The sequence below is a fragment of the Aquirufa salirivi genome, assembly GCF_045310485.1.
In the GTDB taxonomy this organism is placed as follows: domain Bacteria; phylum Bacteroidota; class Bacteroidia; order Cytophagales; family Spirosomataceae; genus Aquirufa; species Aquirufa salirivi.
This window is the reverse complement of record NZ_JBEWZH010000003.1, coordinates 340,674-357,809: the sequence shown is the minus strand read 5'-3', so window position 1 is coordinate 357,809 and position 17,136 is coordinate 340,674. Positions and strand designations below refer to the sequence as shown.

Annotated in this window: 14 protein-coding genes; 3 read left to right on the top strand and 11 right to left on the bottom strand. The window is 36.5% G+C overall.

The features are described from left to right. Positions 1-36 precede the first annotated feature (36 nt). Positions 37-855 (bottom strand): 2,3,4,5-tetrahydropyridine-2,6-dicarboxylate N-succinyltransferase, encoded by an 819-nt coding sequence (locus tag U0R11_RS05970; protein ID WP_406750532.1) that lies wholly within the window; start codon positions 853-855, stop codon positions 37-39. Between the two features lie 500 nt (positions 856-1,355). On the opposite strand from U0R11_RS05970, the gene gap reads away from it, so the two are divergent. After that, complete coding sequence (gap, locus tag U0R11_RS05965; protein ID WP_166375497.1) at positions 1,356-2,348, top strand: type I glyceraldehyde-3-phosphate dehydrogenase; 993 nt, start codon at positions 1,356-1,358, stop codon at positions 2,346-2,348. 47 nt (positions 2,349-2,395) lie between these two features. On the opposite strand, the gene trmB is transcribed toward gap, so the two are convergent. The 6 genes from trmB to U0R11_RS05935 are packed head-to-tail and all read right to left on the bottom strand — an operon-like array spanning position 2,396 to position 11,028. Then, entirely contained in the window at positions 2,396-3,055 is a 660-nt protein-coding gene (gene trmB, locus U0R11_RS05960; protein ID WP_406750530.1) for a tRNA (guanosine(46)-N7)-methyltransferase TrmB, read from the bottom strand. Then, entirely contained in the window at positions 3,048-4,346 is a 1,299-nt protein-coding gene (locus U0R11_RS05955) for a bifunctional folylpolyglutamate synthase/dihydrofolate synthase (RefSeq protein WP_406750529.1), read from the bottom strand. Before U0R11_RS05955 ends, trmB begins: the two co-directional genes overlap by 8 nt. A 17-nt stretch (positions 4,347-4,363) precedes the next feature. Beyond that, a complete protein-coding gene (locus U0R11_RS05950; protein ID WP_406750527.1) occupies positions 4,364-5,257 on the bottom strand; it encodes an energy transducer TonB in 894 nt (297 codons plus the stop codon). 4 nt (positions 5,258-5,261) lie between these two features. Further along, a complete protein-coding gene (locus tag U0R11_RS05945) occupies positions 5,262-6,299 on the bottom strand; it encodes an HU domain-containing protein (protein ID WP_406750525.1) in 1,038 nt (345 codons plus the stop codon). Position 6,300: 1 nt separating this feature from the next. Beyond that, positions 6,301-7,998 (bottom strand): TonB-dependent receptor, encoded by a 1,698-nt coding sequence (locus U0R11_RS05940; RefSeq protein WP_406750523.1) that lies wholly within the window; start codon positions 7,996-7,998, stop codon positions 6,301-6,303. A gap of 6 nt (positions 7,999-8,004) precedes the next feature. Then, positions 8,005-11,028, bottom strand: coding sequence for a tetratricopeptide repeat protein (locus U0R11_RS05935; protein WP_406750522.1), 3,024 nt, complete (start codon positions 11,026-11,028; stop codon positions 8,005-8,007). A 181-nt stretch (positions 11,029-11,209) separates the two neighbouring features. Here U0R11_RS05935 and U0R11_RS05930 point away from each other — a divergent pair, with 181 nt between their 5' ends. Next, positions 11,210-13,009, top strand: coding sequence for a M61 family metallopeptidase (locus tag U0R11_RS05930; RefSeq protein ID WP_406750520.1), 1,800 nt, complete (start codon positions 11,210-11,212; stop codon positions 13,007-13,009). Here the strand turns inward: U0R11_RS05930 and U0R11_RS05925 are convergent. Further along, positions 13,002-13,238, bottom strand: a complete 237-nt coding sequence (locus tag U0R11_RS05925) for a hypothetical protein (protein WP_406750519.1) — start codon at positions 13,236-13,238, stop codon at positions 13,002-13,004. The genes U0R11_RS05930 and U0R11_RS05925 overlap by 8 nt on opposite strands. Positions 13,239-13,241: 3 nt before the next feature. Beyond that, positions 13,242-13,682, bottom strand: coding sequence for a peptidylprolyl isomerase (locus U0R11_RS05920; protein ID WP_406750517.1), 441 nt, complete (start codon positions 13,680-13,682; stop codon positions 13,242-13,244). 90 nt (positions 13,683-13,772) lie between these two features. On the opposite strand from U0R11_RS05920, the gene U0R11_RS05915 reads away from it, so the two are divergent. Further along, positions 13,773-14,528 carry a tetratricopeptide repeat protein gene (locus U0R11_RS05915; RefSeq protein ID WP_406750515.1) on the top strand — a complete coding sequence of 252 codons (756 nt, stop codon included), beginning with the start codon at positions 13,773-13,775 and terminating at the stop codon, positions 14,526-14,528. Here the strand turns inward: U0R11_RS05915 and menD are convergent. After that, positions 14,514-16,202 carry a 2-succinyl-5-enolpyruvyl-6-hydroxy-3-cyclohexene-1-carboxylic-acid synthase gene (gene menD, locus U0R11_RS05910; protein ID WP_406750514.1) on the bottom strand — a complete coding sequence of 563 codons (1,689 nt, stop codon included), beginning with the start codon at positions 16,200-16,202 and terminating at the stop codon, positions 14,514-14,516. The two genes, U0R11_RS05915 and menD, sit on opposite strands and share 15 nt — an antisense overlap. Before the next feature lie 34 nt (positions 16,203-16,236). Further along, on the bottom strand, positions 16,237-17,100 hold the full coding sequence (locus U0R11_RS05905) for a sigma-70 family RNA polymerase sigma factor (protein ID WP_377982372.1): 864 nt from the start codon (positions 17,098-17,100) through the stop codon (positions 16,237-16,239). Between the last annotated feature and the right edge of the window lie 36 nt (positions 17,101-17,136).

The following is a 17,136-nucleotide window of genomic DNA, read 5'->3' as shown; positions in this document are numbered from 1 at the left end:
TTTTAGCCGGGTGTAAAGGTATTCAAATTTCTGACGTTAAACGACTACATTGTTTTCACGTAAGGCTTGATTCAAGGAAGTCTTTAAATCAGTGCTTTCTTTTCTTTTTCCGATGATAAGTGCACATGGAACCCCATAAGTGCCTGCAGCAAATGTCTTTTGTATGCTACCTGGTATAACTACGGAATTTTCTGGAACATATCCAATGTATTCCACTGGTTCGGGACCACTAACATCAATGATCTTAGAACTACCTGTAATGGTCACTCCAGCTCCTAAAACAGCTTTTTTGCCGATATGAGCACCTTCTACTACGATACAACGTGAACCAATAAATGCGCCATCCTCAATAATCACTGGTGCAGCTTGAGGGGGTTCTAATACGCCACCAATACCTACACCACCACTTAAATGTACATGCTTTCCTATTTGAGCACAACTACCCACTGTAGCCCAAGTATCCACCATGGTTCCTTCATCTACATAAGCACCTATGTTCACGTATGAAGGCATTAGAATAGTTCCTTTTGCCAAATAAGCACCATAACGGGCTACAGCTGGAGGTACCACACGAACTCCCAATTCCTTGTAGTTCGATTTTAAACGCATTTTATCATGGTATTCAAATATGCCTACTTCACTTACTGACATTTGTCGAATAGGGAAATACATCACAATGGCTTTCTTAACCCATTCATTCACTTGCCAGCTTCCATCAGCTAGTGGCTCTGCCGTGCGAAGGATTCCTTTGTCGACTTTTTCTACTACTTCTTCAATGGCTTGTACAACTTCAGAGTTTTGACGCAAGGAAGCATCGTCCCAAGCAGATTGAATGATATTTTCTAATGAATTCATATAATATGTATGCAAAATTTGATACTACAAAGAACGGAGAAAATGCCTGCATAATCAATATGGTAAAGGAATTATCTGTAGGAATATTGAAATGCTTTTTCAAAAATAGTAAAAATAGCAGTAAAATTTAACTTCAACTTTAATAAGTTAAATGATTGATTATCAATTAGTTGATAATATGCTCGAAATTATATTTGGTGAAAAAAGGGATGGAAATTAGCTAAAAAGACAAGTGACATTCTGTCACGCCCCTACCCTTCTATGAATGCTGGGTGATTGGCTTATGTAAATATGCAAAAAAAGCTTGAATAAAAAACGTATCCAGTAATATTTTTCAATAAATTTGCATATTTAGCTATTTGGGTAAATAATCAATTGTTTGTTTACTTTTGTATAAAGTGCCTCCTGTGCGATTAAACTTATATTTATCGTTCAATTTTTGAGAATTGAGGAAAATTGGCTATTTTTGATTTTAATCTGAAATCAAATTATTTGTATCAATGAAAAAAATTAAAGTAGCTATTAATGGATTTGGTCGTATTGGTCGACTTACTTTTCGTAGATTATTAGAAAAGGAAAATGTCGAAGTTGTTGCGATCAATGATTTAACAGATAACGCCACTCTGGCTCATTTGTTGAAGTATGATTCTGTTCACGGTCGTTTTAATGGAACTGTGACTTCTGATGCTGATTCTATTACTGTCAATGGAAAATCAATCAAAGCATTAGCTGAGCGTGATCCGAAATTATTACCATGGGGTGCTTTAGGAATAGACGTAGTATTAGAATCTACGGGTCGTTTTGTTGATGAAGCTGGTGCTGGCCAACATTTAACTGCTGGTGCTCGTAAAGTAATTATCTCTGCTCCTGCTAAAGGAAATGTTCCAACTGTGGTATTAGGTGTTAACGAAGATACATTAACGGATGAAATGACAATCATTTCAAATGCTTCATGTACGACTAACTGTTTAGCTCCCATGGCTAAAGTGTTAGATGACGCGTTTGGTTTAGAGAAAGGATATATGTCAACCATCCATGCTTATACAGCTGATCAGAATTTGCAAGATGCTCCTCACTCGGATTTACGTCGTGCTCGTGCTGCTGCTTATTCTATCATTCCTACTTCTACTGGTGCTGCTAAAGCCGTTGGTTTAGTATTACCTCACTTGAAAGGTTTATTAGATGGTTCATCTATGCGTGTTCCTACTCCAGATGGTTCAGTGACTGAATTTACTGCTATCTTGAAGAAAGAAGTTACTGCTGATGAAATCAATGCAGCCGTTAAAAAGGCAGCTGAAGGTCCAATGAAAGGAATCTTGGAATACAATACGGACGAAATCGTTTCAATCGATATTATTGGAAACTCTCACTCATGTATTTTTGATTCTAAATTGACTTCAACTATGGGAACTTTAGTGAAAGTAGTTGGTTGGTATGATAACGAATATGGTTATTCTTCTCGTGCAGCAGATTTAATTGCTCGCGTTGGATAATATTTCTTAAGTTATATTAAAAAAAGGGAGGCTTTAGCCTCCCTTTTTTATTTGTTATTAATAGAACGAAGATATTTAATGGAAAATCCTTTTTGAAAAAAGATCTCTTCAAAGCGTGTTTTGATTCCGTAATGATCTTGATTCCATTCTGATTGATATAAATCCCAAGTCTGAATGAGTAATTGCCAAGGTTGTTTAACCAACTGCTTCAAGGAATATTCAAATAAGGAATCTGAATCTGTTTTTAAATGGACAATCCCTTGACTTTTTAATACAGTTTGATATTTGTTTAGAAAAAAAGGGAAAGTCAGGCGTTTCTTTTCATCCCGATCTTTTGGACGTGGATCAGGAAAAGTAATCCAGATTTCATCTACTTCATTTTCAGCAAAGAATTCAGGTAAATGCTGGATTTGAATTCTCAAAAAGACGACATTATTTAATCCTTCGGCTTCCGCTTGCCTTGCTCCTGCTGCCAATCGATCTCCTTTGATGTCAATCCCAATAAAATTTTTATCAGGAAATAATTTAGCTAATCCTAAACTATATTCCCCCCGACCACAACCTAACTCTACTACAATGGGATTCGTATTTTTAAAATAAATTTCTTGCCACTTACCTCTACAGGAATCAAAAAAATCTTTACCTGACTGAATGACCCAAGGTGATTGTATGGCTAAATCGTATTTATGTTCTTTTCTTCTACTCAAAACTTACATTTATTTCAGCGACCAAATAGGTACTACCCGTAATTAAAATAAAATCATTTTCCTTGGAGGAAAGTTTAGCTATTTCGATAGCCTTATTCACGTTGTTTTCACGAATACCCTCTAATCCATGCTCTAAAGCCATTTTTTGTAAAATTTCAGAAGAAAGGGCTCTTGGATTTTGAGCTTGACAAAAAATATAATGGGCATCTTGGGGAAATAATTTTAACACCAGATGAATATCTTTATCTGCCACCATGCCCAAAATTATCCATAATTGACCACGGTTTTGTTGCTTGACCTGTGCTAATAATTGGGTAATACCACTTTCATTATGTCCTGTATCAGCGACAATCCAAGGTTTTTTTTGAAGAATCTCCCATCTACCACGCAATTGGGTATTTATTTTGGATTTCTCAATTCCTGTCAATATCTTTTCCCATTGAAAAGGGATTATATTTAGTTCTTGAATTTGTTCACACCAGGCTAAAACGCCAGTAATATTTTTCACTTGGTATTCTCCGGCATAAGGAGATATAATATCAAAAGTTTCATGCTGAATTGACTTTCCACGAAGATGTAAAAACTCCTGATCATTGACATGGGAGGCCCAATGTATTTTATCTTCCGCAAAAACGATAGGCGCAAACATCTCTTGAGCCTTTTTTTGGAATATTTGTTCCGAAAACTTTTGTCGCTCTGAAATACAGATCGGGACTCCTTGTTTAATAATTCCCGCCTTTTCCCTAGCAATTAACTCTAGGCTATCTCCTAATATATCTTGGTGATCCCAACTGATGTTCGTTATCAAACAAGCTTCTGGTAGAATGATATTCGTTGAATCCAATCGACCTCCCAAGCCTGTTTCAATGACAGCCCAATCTACTTGTTGTTCTTTAAAAAAGGAGAAAGCCATTATAACTGTCCATTCAAAAAAGGATGGTTTGATATCCTGAATAAGTTGAATGTTTTTTTCTACAAATTGTACAACCCAATCTTCAGCCACATTTTGTCCATTGATCTTTATTCTTTCTGTAAAAGATTGGAGATGTGGGGAAGTATAAAGTCCGACTCGATAACCATGTTCTTGTAAAATAGATGCCATGAAATGGGAAGAACTCCCCTTTCCATTGGTCCCAGCAATATGCAATGCTTTGAATGAATCTTGAGGATTTCCTAAACGTTCACATAATTGTTGGATATTCCCAAGACCGGGTTTAAATGCTTTTTTACCTTCCCGGTGAAATACGGGTAATTGCTTGTATAAAAAAGCAATGACTTCTTTATAATCCATTCGATGATGTAAAATAATTATTTCGAATTGATTTTAAATACAATGGTTCCAGTGGATACTTCTGGGCGTTCACCTCCAGAGGTAGGCTTAAAACTTAATTTTTCTACCGCTCTTTTATATTTCTGAGCCACAGAAGCCGATAAGGTATTTTCAATGATACGTAAGGAAATGATATTCCCACTTTCATCAATTTTTAGAGAAAAACGAATGATACCTGATTCATCTGAATCATCATTTACTTGCGGTCTAGAGGCTAATGCCCATCCAGTCATATTTAAGGCAACCCCATTTCCTCCACCGATTCCACCTCCACTACCCCCGCCTTTACCCTTTTGTCCTGAATAAATAGCTGAATTATTGATATCCCCGTCCAATTGACCTTTATCTCCAATTTTACCTTTATCATTTCCATTGGAATTTCCTCCAGGAGCATCACTGGTTCCCCTGGTTCCATTACTACTGGATTTCTTTTTGAATAAAGCAGATTCATCAATTTTAGGTTGTTCTTCCACCACGGGCTTCAAAGGCTGAACAGACACTTTTTCAGCCGGTTTATCGGCAATTTTTACCGTACTTTTTACTGTTGAGCTTAATAAGGGACTTTCTTTAGTCGGTGTAGTTTTAACAATTTCTTTCTTGGGTTCTACTTTTTTATCTGCAGGTTTAGACTCTACCTCTTCAGGTAAGTCATTGGCTTGATTGTGGGTTTGAACATTTCCTCCCCCTTCATCTGTATTTCCATAGTTAACCTCAAATCCACCAGCTGGAATTTCCATTTTTACTTCATCGCCAGACCAAATATTCAAAGTCCAGAAAATCAACAAAAGCCCACCATTGATTAAGATCGTGAGTACAAATGCCTTTAATTGATTTTTTTTCTCTAGTTCTTTCTGTGCGAGAACGCTGTTCATATCCTTATGGTTTATACACCCAAATATCTAATTTCTTTTTGCTTTTAATTTCGGCTGCCTTTTTATATCCTGCTTCCATACTGGCTTCTGTGCCAATACTTACACGAAAATGAATTGCATCTGCTTCCTTTGGTAAAATGACAGCTTGATCAAATCCTTTGGATTTTAACTCATTCATGGCTAATTCTGCCTTTGCTTGAGTTTGAAAACTGGCGGCTACCAAGAAAACTGAATTGGTTTCATGGCCAACAGTAGTTTTTCTTATTTCTACAGAAGGCTCATTTGGGCTTGGTAGAATACTTGAATCTGTGGCAATTGTCTTTTCTTCAGGAATTGCCAATTGGCTTTTTGAAATAAGTGGAGGATTTTTCTCCTTCTTGATTTTAATCGTAAATGGACTCAATGAGCTATTTACATATCGAGAATTGGGTTCCGTTAAATAATAGGCACTTAATCCTCCTAATAAAAAGGCTACAAGAGCATATACATAGACTTTGGTACTGATTCTTCTGGGTAACAATTCCCCTTCTTCTACCGTTTCTTCACTTGTTTCTTCTTGCAAAGTCATAGACCTTTCAATGGGGTTCTCCAATAAAATAGGCTTAGAGATTTTAGAAGAAGAAGGTAAAGCTACAGGCAATAGACCAAACTGACTTAAATCAAAATTTTGTTCAGGATTAGGAAGGAATGAAATTTTTGATTCAGCAGTTAAACTAAATGTTCCTAATTTAGGTAAAACTAATATTGGTTCAGATTTCAACGAATCTTTCAGTGATTGACTGAATTGACTGATTTGGTCAAAAGCTACTTTATGGCTGATTCCTTCCTTTTTTGCCCAAGCTGTAGCTAAAATTCCATCGTCCGATCGAAGTCTTTCATTAAAGGCAATCCACCTCTTTCTAGGGTAAATTTTTCCCTCCTTAGCATTGAACTCAAAATCTTTCACATTGACGACAAAACCCCCAAAATTAGGAATGATGATGCAGTCATGCTCATAGAGTAATGTTTCAATTAGGTTAACTATGGAGTTATTGATGGTCATATTAGAATGAATAAGCAACGCTTACCGTATAGTTTAAGCCTTGTGAAGGGTAAAATAAATACCTTTCGTAATTTTTTCCAAGTAAATTATTGGCACTCACGGCCGCATTAAACTTTTTTGTGATTAAATAATTCACTTTTAAGTTCAAATCTATGATGTCCTTCATAGCCACAGCTGTATTGGTTCTAGGATTTAAACCATATAGCCCATTCATATAATATACATCTGGGGAAATGATGATTTTATCTTTAAATGTGATGGAATTGGTGAAGGAAATGTTCATGGCTGGGCGGTGATAGGCCTTTTCCAAACTACCTAAATTCTCATATTGGTTGATATCATATTTCAATACGGATAAGAATCTTTCATTCAACTGATAATTAAATTGTCCCGAGAAATTCAAAACCTGTACATTTTTCAAATCGCCCGCATAGATAACGGTGTATTTTGAGCTATCAGCCGTACTAGGTACAAAAAAGGATAAATTTTTAAATTCTGAATACATGAATTTAAATTCAAAATCGAAACTACGCTCATTGGATCCTTTAAATCCTCCAAATATATTAGCTGTTTGAGCTGTATTTCGTAAATCGATTTGATTTCTCAACCACGAGTTTTGTGAAGCCATTTGACTCAAGGTATTGAAATAGGTATCTCCACCTAAACCTGCAAAAAAGTGAATAAAATTAGCCGCTTTGTAATCTAGTTTCACGACTGGAAATAGACTAGTTGTGTTTAAACCTTTAAGTTTATCCTTTTCATTTACCACGTTGATACCGGCATGTACGGATACGCGATCGTTTTTATAGAAGAAACTTGGTTTTACACGATAAAGCTCTCTGCGGTTATTTTCCAAGCTAGCATATTCGCTCATGGTCATATCTCCTGAAAAATGGGCCGATAAATTATCGTTGATCGTTAAAACCGTTTGAATTTTACTATCCCATAACCACTCACGTTCATTTTGAGAGTTGGACATCATCGTTAATCCAGAAGTAGCTATATAGTCGAATTTCGCATCTTTTTTAGCACTAGAGATACTTCCCACATAGTTAAATCGATCGTAATAAATACCAAAGGTACCATTGGCAATGTTGTTGAATTGCTCTTCTGGTCTGCCATACCAGTTGGCCTCTACCCTTTTATAGCCGATTGAGCCATTTAGCAAATAAGATGGCGTGAATGTTTTACTATAAATTTTAATCTCATTTTCATTTCTACCCGAGAAACTAGTAGCAATAGGACCTCTGCGATTCGCGTCGTGGTTGATGTATAAACCATGAAAGGAATTTTCATTTGGAGTAAATCCAAAATGAGCATTCATTAAGGTATGGCCATAATTTCCAGCTCCAACTTTGAATACATTTTTAAACTTTGGTCCATAAGAGGATGTTAATTCATCACCTTCTCTAGGGTCAACGATTGAATTATTGATTTTGGGTAAAGATGTTCCTTCCCATTTTCGATCTACTAAATCGTATTTCATTTTACGATCTTTTCGTAAATCTTGGGCTTCTATTAATGGGTCAAATCCACGCGAAACTTGTGGTTGTAATTCTATTTTTCTGGTTTTTTCTACTTCAATCGCCTCATCCTGGATGGAGCCTTCCCTTTTCTGGGCAAAACCCTCAAATGCGCCTAAGCAGAGTCCGAATGTAGCAGTGAATAGTACTTGTTTAGCTGTTCGATTGAATCTCATCTTATATTATTTTAAGGGTAAGCTTTCTAATTTAGTTTTGGCTGCTTGGATAACCTCTGCATCACTTGAATTATCTACAATGGATTTTAAGGTAGCTCTAGCTTGAGGGATATTCTTTAAAGCGATAAAATTATCAGCCAGTAAGATATAAGCTTTACCTAAAATGGCATCGGAAGCTTCCGAAAATACATTTCTGAATTTATCTAAAATCATATCGCTCGACTCTTTGAATTTAGATTCTTTGTACAAAAGACTTGCCAACTTTAATTGCGCTAAGGCGCCAATGTCATTTTTATCTAAATTAATTGTAATACCCAACCAATTTCTTTGGTTGACTAAATCTCCACCAGTTTCAAAGGTTTTGGCCATTTTTTCAGCTAATTTTGCTTTTTCCTCTTCACTAATTTCTTTTAGTTGAATTAATTCATCCGTGATATAAGCAGCAGAATCCAACATATTCGCCTCCAAGAATGTGTTCAATAAGCCATTATTAGCTATTAATTGATCCTTAGCTCCTGTATATTTAGATTTATACAAGTGAAACAAATTAGCAGAAGCTGAATAATTTTTATTTTCTAATTCGATTTCCGCACTACGTTGGATGGCTTTGTTGATCTGTGGGTGTACATTTTGTTCAACCATCTTTTTGTAATAAACCAATGCCTCTGTTTTGTTATTGGTACGATATGCAGCATCAGCAATTAAGAAGGTAGCTTCCACTAAATTTTCATTGTTCGGATATTTTTCAATGAATGCTTTCAATGGAGCAATGGCTTTGTCGTATTTTTCTCCTAGGTAAATACCCTTGGCAGCTCGATATTCTAAATCTACATTTTCAGCTTCATCAGGACTATTTTTTTGGAAGTTGCCTAATAATTGTCCAAAATCTTCTGGTCTACCTACTTCATTTAATTCTTCTTGAAGGCCCACCAAGGCATCTTTAGCCGTTTTGTCGGTAGGGAATTCCTGAATGATGCGTTTATAATCTACAATGGATAATTCATGCTGATTGGTATTGGCATAGGATTGCGCACGCTTCAATAATGCTTGTGTAAAATAGGGACTCTTTGTATTCGTTTCGATTAAATCCGTGAAACCAGCAATCGCTTCTTTGTATTTATTCGTATTGAAGGATATGACATTTTCTTGGAACGCCGCATCATCTACATATTTAGAATTCGGGAAAGAAGTTCTTAGTTGTTTGAAACTTGCTTTTGCTTCAGTATCACGATTCAAATAGGTTAAGGTCACACCTTTTTGGTATAGCGCATAATCCTTTTCTGTTTTAGCCAAGTCGATTGCCTGATTGTAATAAGTTAAGGCGTCATCGTATTTTTTAGAAACTAAATAGGTATCAGCCAAACGAATTAAAATGGTCGGATTGTTTTTAGCATCTGGACTCAATTTCAAGCGATCTACATAGGCTTTAAACAGAACATTGGCCTTGTTAAAGTCTTTGATGTTGAAATAGGCATATGCTAAACCCATACGAACTTTTTGTAGGAAATCGTTCGGTTTGGCTACTGGAGGTGTACCAATCAATAAAGGGGTATATGCTTGAATGGCTTGCTCATATTTCTTTTGTTGAGACAAGGCCTCTCCTTTCCCAAATAAAGCTTGAAATTTCAAATCAGCACTTTCTGGGTTTTCTGAAGAAGTTTGAAACAATTCTAAAGCCTGATCAAACTTATTCTCATTGTATGCCTTAACACCTAAATTATAGGTCAGGGTTTGATAAGCGGCATTTAATTTGGCATTTCGATTCGCAAGACCTTTTAAATAATCCAAAGCTGCTTGAATGTTATTGGAATGTATAAATGCGTCTGCCACCAATTCCGTGGACTCTTCGGTAAATTTACTTTTGGGATATTTTTTGTTGAATTCTTGAATGGCATAAATGGTTTCACTAGCCTTTCCTAAATCCAATAATACTTTGGCGTGATTAAAGAAGGCTTCCTCTTGTACCTGAGCATTAAAAGCCAAATCTTTGGCTTGACCAAATGCTTGGAGGGTAGCTTCTAGATTTCCAGATTTCAATTGTGCCAAACCTAAGGTAAAGGCAGCATATTGAGCTAACGTATCCTTTTTACTAGCTAAGGCTTTTAATTCATCCGATGCCTCATTGAATTTATTGGTTTTATATAAAGCGTAGCCAAAGCGATATTGAATCTCTGAAGTGATTTTAGTAGGATTTAGTTTTTTGTACAAACTATAACTAATCGCCGCTTTTTCAAAATAACCGAGTTTAAACTGCACCTCTGCTACCAAAAGAGATAACTCGTCTACATTATAGCCTGCTTTTTTCTGTTTTAAGATGGGCTCAGCATAGTTTAACAACTCATTGAATTTTCCCTCATGAAAATAACACATGGCTATCCAATTGGGAATATCTTTTCTAAAACGACTAGAACCTTCGGCTTTTTTGAAGTCGGTATTGGCTTCACCGAAGCGCTTTTCACCAAAATTGATAACACCCGCATAATATGCCGCTGCAAAGGCAAATTCCTCTTCTGGCTCTACTTTAATTTCATTGAATAAGGGTAATGCCTCTCTGATATCCTTCAATTGATAATAGGAAACTGCCAATTTGAACTTGGCCTCTAAATTGGTATCAGAAGATTTACTTAAGTATTTGATGGCTTTTTTGTAATCTCCATTATCGTAAAAGAAACTTCCAATTCCTCGCATTAATTTAACAGCTTGAGGATGTTCCGGATAATTAGCCACAAAACGGTCAGCAACAATTTCAGCTTCAGGCTGACTCATGTAAAGTGTACACATGGTCATGTAATATTCTGCCAAAACTCGCTGGCCAGCTTGCTCATTATTAAGAGGTTCTAAACTCGCCAAATAGGCAGAAAACTCTTCCTTCGCCGCTACGTAATTTTTTGAATCAAAATATTCTTTGGCTTGTCGAAAGTGGAGCGTTTGATCCCCGAAACTCAAGGTTTGTTGTGCTACCACCGACCAAGAAAGCATGAAAAATAAAATAGCTGGAATCCAGCAAAGCGTACGATTTTGTTTTCTCATTTGTAGAAGATTACAGCATTCTCAATTACTACAATAATACGATTTTTCTTCCAATTAATTGTTGTAAGTGTCCAATTTATTTAGGCTAAATTGGGGATACAATGGCCAATTTTAGTTTGATTAAGCCGATTTTCCTATCTTTGCATCCTACACCTAATCAACTTTACATTTTTACATTTCCATGATAAAATTCACATTAAATTCCCTTGTGTTCGTCACACTTTTGTTGGGAATCAACCTATTAGGCATTGGCGCCACTCCTGTTCTTCGGCATGAAATTAGTATGCCATCACCGCACACTCATTACTTTCAAGTCAAAACTAGCGTAGACCTAAGTCAAAGGCATTGGAACAAGCCCTATGTGGATTTTAAAATGGCAGCTTGGACTCCTGGCTCCTATTTGATTCGGGAATTTGCTCGTAATGTTGAGTCTTTAATGACACTTAAAAACGGAACATTGGTTCCTGTGGAGAAGATCAATAAAAATACCTGGCGCGTTTATTTGGCTAAAGGTCAAAAGCAAGTAAGTATTTCTTATGACGTATATGCCTTTGAGTTATCTGTCCGTACTTCTTTCTTGGATGATACACATGGCTATATCAATCCAGCCTCCGTTTTATTATATGTTAATGAGTTGGCACAACAAGCTCATTCAGTTCAAATTAATCCGCATAAATCCTTTCAGCGGATTTCAACTGCTTTGAAACAAACAGCTGCACAAACTTTTGAAGCTAAAAACCTAGATGAGCTAATTGATTCCCCGATTGAGATTGGAAATCATCAATTGTTTGAATTCAAAGTTGGAAATATTCCGCATCAAATTGCCTTTTATGGTCCTGCTAAGGTAGATACGACCAAATTCATAGCGGATGTGAAGAAAATGTGTGAAGAAGCAGCTCGCGTGATTGGCCAACATCCTTGTGATCATTATCTATTTATTATCCATAATTTACAAAAAGGATCAGGTGGTTTGGAGCACTTATATTCTACCACTTGTCAAGTTGCTCGAACGGCCTATGAAACAGAAAATGGTTACCATGGTATTCTGGGTTTATTATCTCATGAATATTTCCATTTATGGAATGTGAAGCGTATTCGTCCGAAGGCCCTAGGACCATTTGATTATGAGAATGAAAATTACACACATAATTTATGGTTGTCTGAAGGGATGACATCCTATTACGGAGCTTTGATTTTGCAACGTTCTGGTCAAACAAATACAGATGCTTATTTAAAAGGAGTTGCTGATGAAATCACAACTGTAGAAAATACACCTGGAAATAAGATAGAATCAGCCGCATCAGCTTCTTGGGATGCTTGGATTAAATACTATCGTCCCAATGAAAATAGTCGAAATTCCACGGTATCGTATTATTCCAAAGGATCTGTGCTTGGAACGGTATTGAATCTTTGGATTATCAAACATAGTCAAGGTAAAGCGAACTTAGATGATGTATTTCGTTATTTATACCAAAATTATTATGTGAAACAACAAAGAGGATTTACGGATGCTGAATTAGAAAATGCCTTTTCTCTAGTAGCAGGAATTTCAGCGAAATCGATATTTGAGCAATTGGTATATGGAACAGTAACACCTGATTATACTAATTTATTTAAGGAAGTTGGATACGAGTGGGTAAATGCCAATCTAGGAAAATCGACACCTTATTTAGGTTTTACTGTTATTGCTGGGAAAATTTCAACAGTCTTAAAAGGCAGTACTGCTTATGATCACGGGTTGAACGTAGGAGATGAAGTTTTAAAAGTGAATGCAGAAACTTTTGAAAGTGTGGATAAAACCTTGAAAGACAAACATGTAGGAGATACTATTTTGTTTACAGTTCGTCGAGATGGATTAGAAAGAACCTTAGCTATACCTGTGGGTAAATCCAATTTGGCAGCTTATAAAATTAGTTCACTGCCGAATTTGAAAGAAAGTCAGAAAACATTACGCATGAAGTGGTTGGGAAAAATTAATTGATATGTTTGCTCATTTCGGCATACATGGAATGGAAATTATTCAGGACATAAGTTTGAAAGGAGGAGCTGGATACCAGCTCCTCTATTTCTTTTTGAGAGGAAAAGTCCAAAACTGAAAATTTGTAGCTCTGTTCTACATTAGGCGCTTCAAACTTCACAATGTATTTGGAGTTCCATTCAAACAAGGAAATTCGCATGGATTCGTGGGGAATTTCTTTGATGAAATGCATATACTAAGCCTCTTCTACGATTTTGATACTTTGGATTTTATCTCCTTCACGGATTAAATCAATCACTTCTAAACCTTCAACCACCTTTCCAAAACAAGTATGCTTGCGATCTAAATGAGCTGTATTGTTTCTTGAATGACAGATGAAGAATTGAGAACCACCTGTATTGGGTCCACGGTGAGCCATCGACAATACACCACGATCATGGAATTGATTATTTCCTGTTAATTCGCAAGGAATAGAATATCCAGGGCCACCTGCGCCTGTTCCTGTTGGATCACCCCCTTGAATCACAAAATCAGCAAGTACTCGGTGAAATGTTACCCCATCATAAAATCCTTTATTGGACAAATCAATGAAGTTTTTCACGTGAATGGGAGCATCTTCCTCATAAAATTTAATTTTCATCAACCCTTTATCGGTTAACATTTCTGCGTATGCCATAATTTCATTTAATTTTGAGGCACAAAGATGCGAATGAAATTTGAATTATTTAAATTGAATTCTTTTAATTGACTAAACTAAAGCCACCACATGTTTTCTACCAAAGGACTAAGCTCTTTCATTTTCCTGCTGATTTTCGTGGGGCTATTTTCATGTGATACTGAAAAAGAGAAAAAAGAGGCAACTCAATTCTTTTTGAGAGGAAATCAAAAGTTTAAGGAAAAGGAATATTTTGAGGCTATTAAATGGTATAGTGAGGCTATTTTAAAGAAAAAGGATTTTTCAGATGCCTATTATAATCGTGGTTTGATTTATGAGCAATTGGAAAAAAATGAGGAAGCATTAACAGATTTTTCAGAAGCTGTTGCATTGGATGCTGAATTTGGTCCTGCCCTATTTAAAAAGGTGGAGATGCTTCAAAATATGAAACGTTTGGATGAGGCAGAGTTGGAGGTACAAAAATTAGTTAAGCTATTTCCTGATTCATCCGCATGTCATCGTTTGCAGGGTGACATCTTTTTTGAAAAGGAATCCAATAATCAAGCTTTGGCTTCTTATGAGAAGGCCATTCAATTAGATAGTAATTTGGTGGAAGCCTTGATTAATAAAGGAGTGGTGCTTCAGACGATGGGTGAGCTGGATTTAGCAGAAAAAGCATTTCGACGAGCTCTCACTAAGGGGAAATATAAGCATCTGATTTACAATAATTTGGGTTATTTGGAAATCGAAAGAAGGCAATGGAAGTTAGCTGAAAAGTGGGTGCGAAGAGCATTGGAAATAGAACCTAACAATGCCTTATTTTTGAAAAATTTAGAGAAAATCAATAAAGAATTAGCTCTTAAATAATGTCATATATTCGGCTAAAGCGGCTGCGTTAATGCTAGAATTACTTTCAATTTCCATTAACTGAGCCTTTTCTGATTCTAAGAAAAAGTAGCTTAAAGCATGAAGTAATTCATGTTTGTTTTTTACACTGATGTAATTGATACCTGCGTCCTTAGCTGTATTTTCAGCATGAAATACTTGCTGAGTTTCCATGAATCTTTCCAATTCAGGTAGGTCTTTGGCTCCATCTAAATTTCTGAAGATGCCCCCACCCTGATTATTCATCACGAAAATCCTTAAGTTATTGGGAATATACGCGTTCCAAAGGGCATTTTTATCATAGTGAAAAGCGACATCACCTATGATGGAAATCACCAAATTGGGATTGCCTTGGGCTGCTCCTAAGGCTGTACTCAAACATCCATCTATACCTGAAGTGCCCCTATTTGCCAATACCTCAATACCTTTTGGAACAAAATTTACCCAATTTAAATATCTGACAGAAAGCGAATTAGCTACGTGTATTTCCGCATTGGATGATGGTAATGCCTGAGCTATATTTTGAAAAATGCCTAGTTCATTCCATTCGTTCATGCTTGTTGATCGTTTTGTAGAAACGATTTCATCTGCCTTTTTCCATGCTTGGAAATAGGCCTGTTGTTTTTCAGAAAAGTTAAGTAGAACTAATTCATTCAAGAAGTCTACTTCATCAAATTCAAATACATGTTGCAATCCTTTGAAAGGATCGGAGAAGAGAGTTTGGGGGTATGGATTAATTTGCCACTCTTGTTTTTTGTCATTTGACCTTAAAAATTGCTTGATTCTTTTGGTCACAAAGCTTTTTCCTAAGTGAATGTGTAAATCAGGTTGGAGGCATTCCCAAGTTTTAGTGTTAGCCAGTATTAAATCATGGCTATCAAAGGCTATACCGGATAAATTAGCAATGGAATCAGCTATAACAGGAATTCCTTTCTTCATTAAATCAGCTATAGCCGATTGAATGGCAGGATTTTGTTGAAATTGACCTACTGTAACAACGATTTTAGATGAAATACTAATTTGTCGTTGGATGTATGTTTTGGTAGCTATATCCAAGGATTTAGGAGCAATCCATTTTTGAATTTTTCTAATTGGTTTAGCGATTGGAAGAGCCGCACCCTTTTCTGGATAAAATGGCTCTTTTATTGGAATATTAATTTGAACAGGACCTTGAGGAGCTGAAAAAGCAGACCAGAAAGCATCATTGGCTATTCTATTTCGGTACCAAATTTCATCTGGAGACTCGTGGTCTTGCGTCGAATAAGAAAAATATTGTTTGGCATTTGCTCCAAAAATACGCTCTTGATATATGGTTTGTCCATCCCATTGACCAATCCATTCTGCTGGACGATCGGCAGTTAGAACAATCAGTGGTATTTCTTGAAAATAGGCCTCTGCAATGGCGGGAGCCATATTTAGAGCAGCTGAACCTGATGTACAACAAAGGATGACAGGTTTCTTCGAATGAAGGGCTAAACCTAAAGCAAAAAAGCCGGCGGATCGTTCATCACTGATAGAAAATGATTGAATTGCCAAGTTACGACTAATAGCCAGCATGATGGGTGCATTTCGAGATCCAGGGCATATAACTGCCTGCTCTACACCATGTTGGCTAAGGGTTTCGATCAGTTCTACAAGTCCAGAGGGAAATGCCATAGGTAAAAAAAGCCTCGTGAGAGGCTTTTTAAAATTATCCAAGATATGTTTTCAGTGCTTTACTTCTCGAAGTGTGACGTAAACGACGAATCGCTTTTTCTTTGATTTGTCTTACACGTTCACGTGTTAAATTGAATTTTTCTCCAATTTCTTCTAAAGTCATGGCATGTTCTCCGTTCAATCCAAAATACAAGGTCACCACATCGGCTTCACGTTGAGTTAAGGTAGAAAGAGCACGTTGAACCTCTCTACGAAGTGAATCATTGATCAAACCTGAATCAGGTTTATCTTCTGAGTCATTCTCAAGTACGTCCAAAAGGGAATTTTCTTCTCCTTGCACAAATGGTGCGTCCATGGAAACGTGACGACCTGAGATTTTTAAGGTATCAACCACTTCACCGGTAGAAATTTCCAATACTTCGGCTAATTCTTCAGGTGAAGGTTCACGCTCGAATTTTTGTTCTAACTCAGAAAATGTTTTTGAAATCTTATTCAAAGACCCTACGCGGTTCAATGGTAAACGAACAATTCTAGATTGTTCTGCTAAAGCTTGTAAAATGGATTGACGAATCCACCATACGGCATAAGAAATAAATTTAAATCCACGAGTTTCATCAAAACGCTGTGCAGCCTTAATCAAACCTAGGTTACCTTCGTTGATTAAATCACCTAAGCTAAGTCCTTGATTTTGATATTGTTTTGCCACGGAAACGACGAAACGTAAATTGGCTTTCGTGAGACGTTCTAAGGATAATTGATCCCCTTCTCTAATTTTTTGAGCGAGGATTACTTCCTCGTCTGGGGTCAACAAATCCACCTTGCCAATTTCTTGTAGGTATTTGTCGAGTGATTGACTCTCCCTGTTGGTAATCTGTTTGCTAATTTTTAGCTGTCTCATAGGGGCTTACAAAAGAATGAATGGGTTATACAAGTA

What these genes read in the sequence shown, in the direction of transcription:
- U0R11_RS05970 (WP_406750532.1), bottom strand. Translation starts at nt 855, where the DNA reads ATGAATTCATTAGAAAATATCATTCAATCTGCTTGGGACGATGCTTCC.
- gap (WP_166375497.1), top strand. Translation starts at nt 1,356, where the DNA reads ATGAAAAAAATTAAAGTAGCTATTAATGGATTTGGTCGTATTGGTCGA.
- U0R11_RS05955 (WP_406750529.1), bottom strand. Translation starts at nt 4,346, where the DNA reads ATGGATTATAAAGAAGTCATTGCTTTTTTATACAAGCAATTACCCGTA.
- U0R11_RS05950 (WP_406750527.1), bottom strand. Translation starts at nt 5,257, where the DNA reads ATGAACAGCGTTCTCGCACAGAAAGAACTAGAGAAAAAAAATCAATTA.
- U0R11_RS05945 (WP_406750525.1), bottom strand. Translation starts at nt 6,299, where the DNA reads ATGACCATCAATAACTCCATAGTTAACCTAATTGAAACATTACTCTAT.
- U0R11_RS05940 (WP_406750523.1), bottom strand. Translation starts at nt 7,998, where the DNA reads ATGAGATTCAATCGAACAGCTAAACAAGTACTATTCACTGCTACATTC.
- U0R11_RS05935 (WP_406750522.1), bottom strand. Translation starts at nt 11,028, where the DNA reads ATGAGAAAACAAAATCGTACGCTTTGCTGGATTCCAGCTATTTTATTT.
- U0R11_RS05930 (WP_406750520.1), top strand. Translation starts at nt 11,210, where the DNA reads ATGATAAAATTCACATTAAATTCCCTTGTGTTCGTCACACTTTTGTTG.
- U0R11_RS05925 (WP_406750519.1), bottom strand. Translation starts at nt 13,238, where the DNA reads ATGCATTTCATCAAAGAAATTCCCCACGAATCCATGCGAATTTCCTTG.
- U0R11_RS05920 (WP_406750517.1), bottom strand. Translation starts at nt 13,682, where the DNA reads ATGGCATACGCAGAAATGTTAACCGATAAAGGGTTGATGAAAATTAAA.
- U0R11_RS05915 (WP_406750515.1), top strand. Translation starts at nt 13,773, where the DNA reads ATGTTTTCTACCAAAGGACTAAGCTCTTTCATTTTCCTGCTGATTTTC.
- menD (WP_406750514.1), bottom strand. Translation starts at nt 16,202, where the DNA reads ATGGCATTTCCCTCTGGACTTGTAGAACTGATCGAAACCCTTAGCCAA.
- U0R11_RS05905 (WP_377982372.1), bottom strand. Translation starts at nt 17,100, where the DNA reads ATGAGACAGCTAAAAATTAGCAAACAGATTACCAACAGGGAGAGTCAA.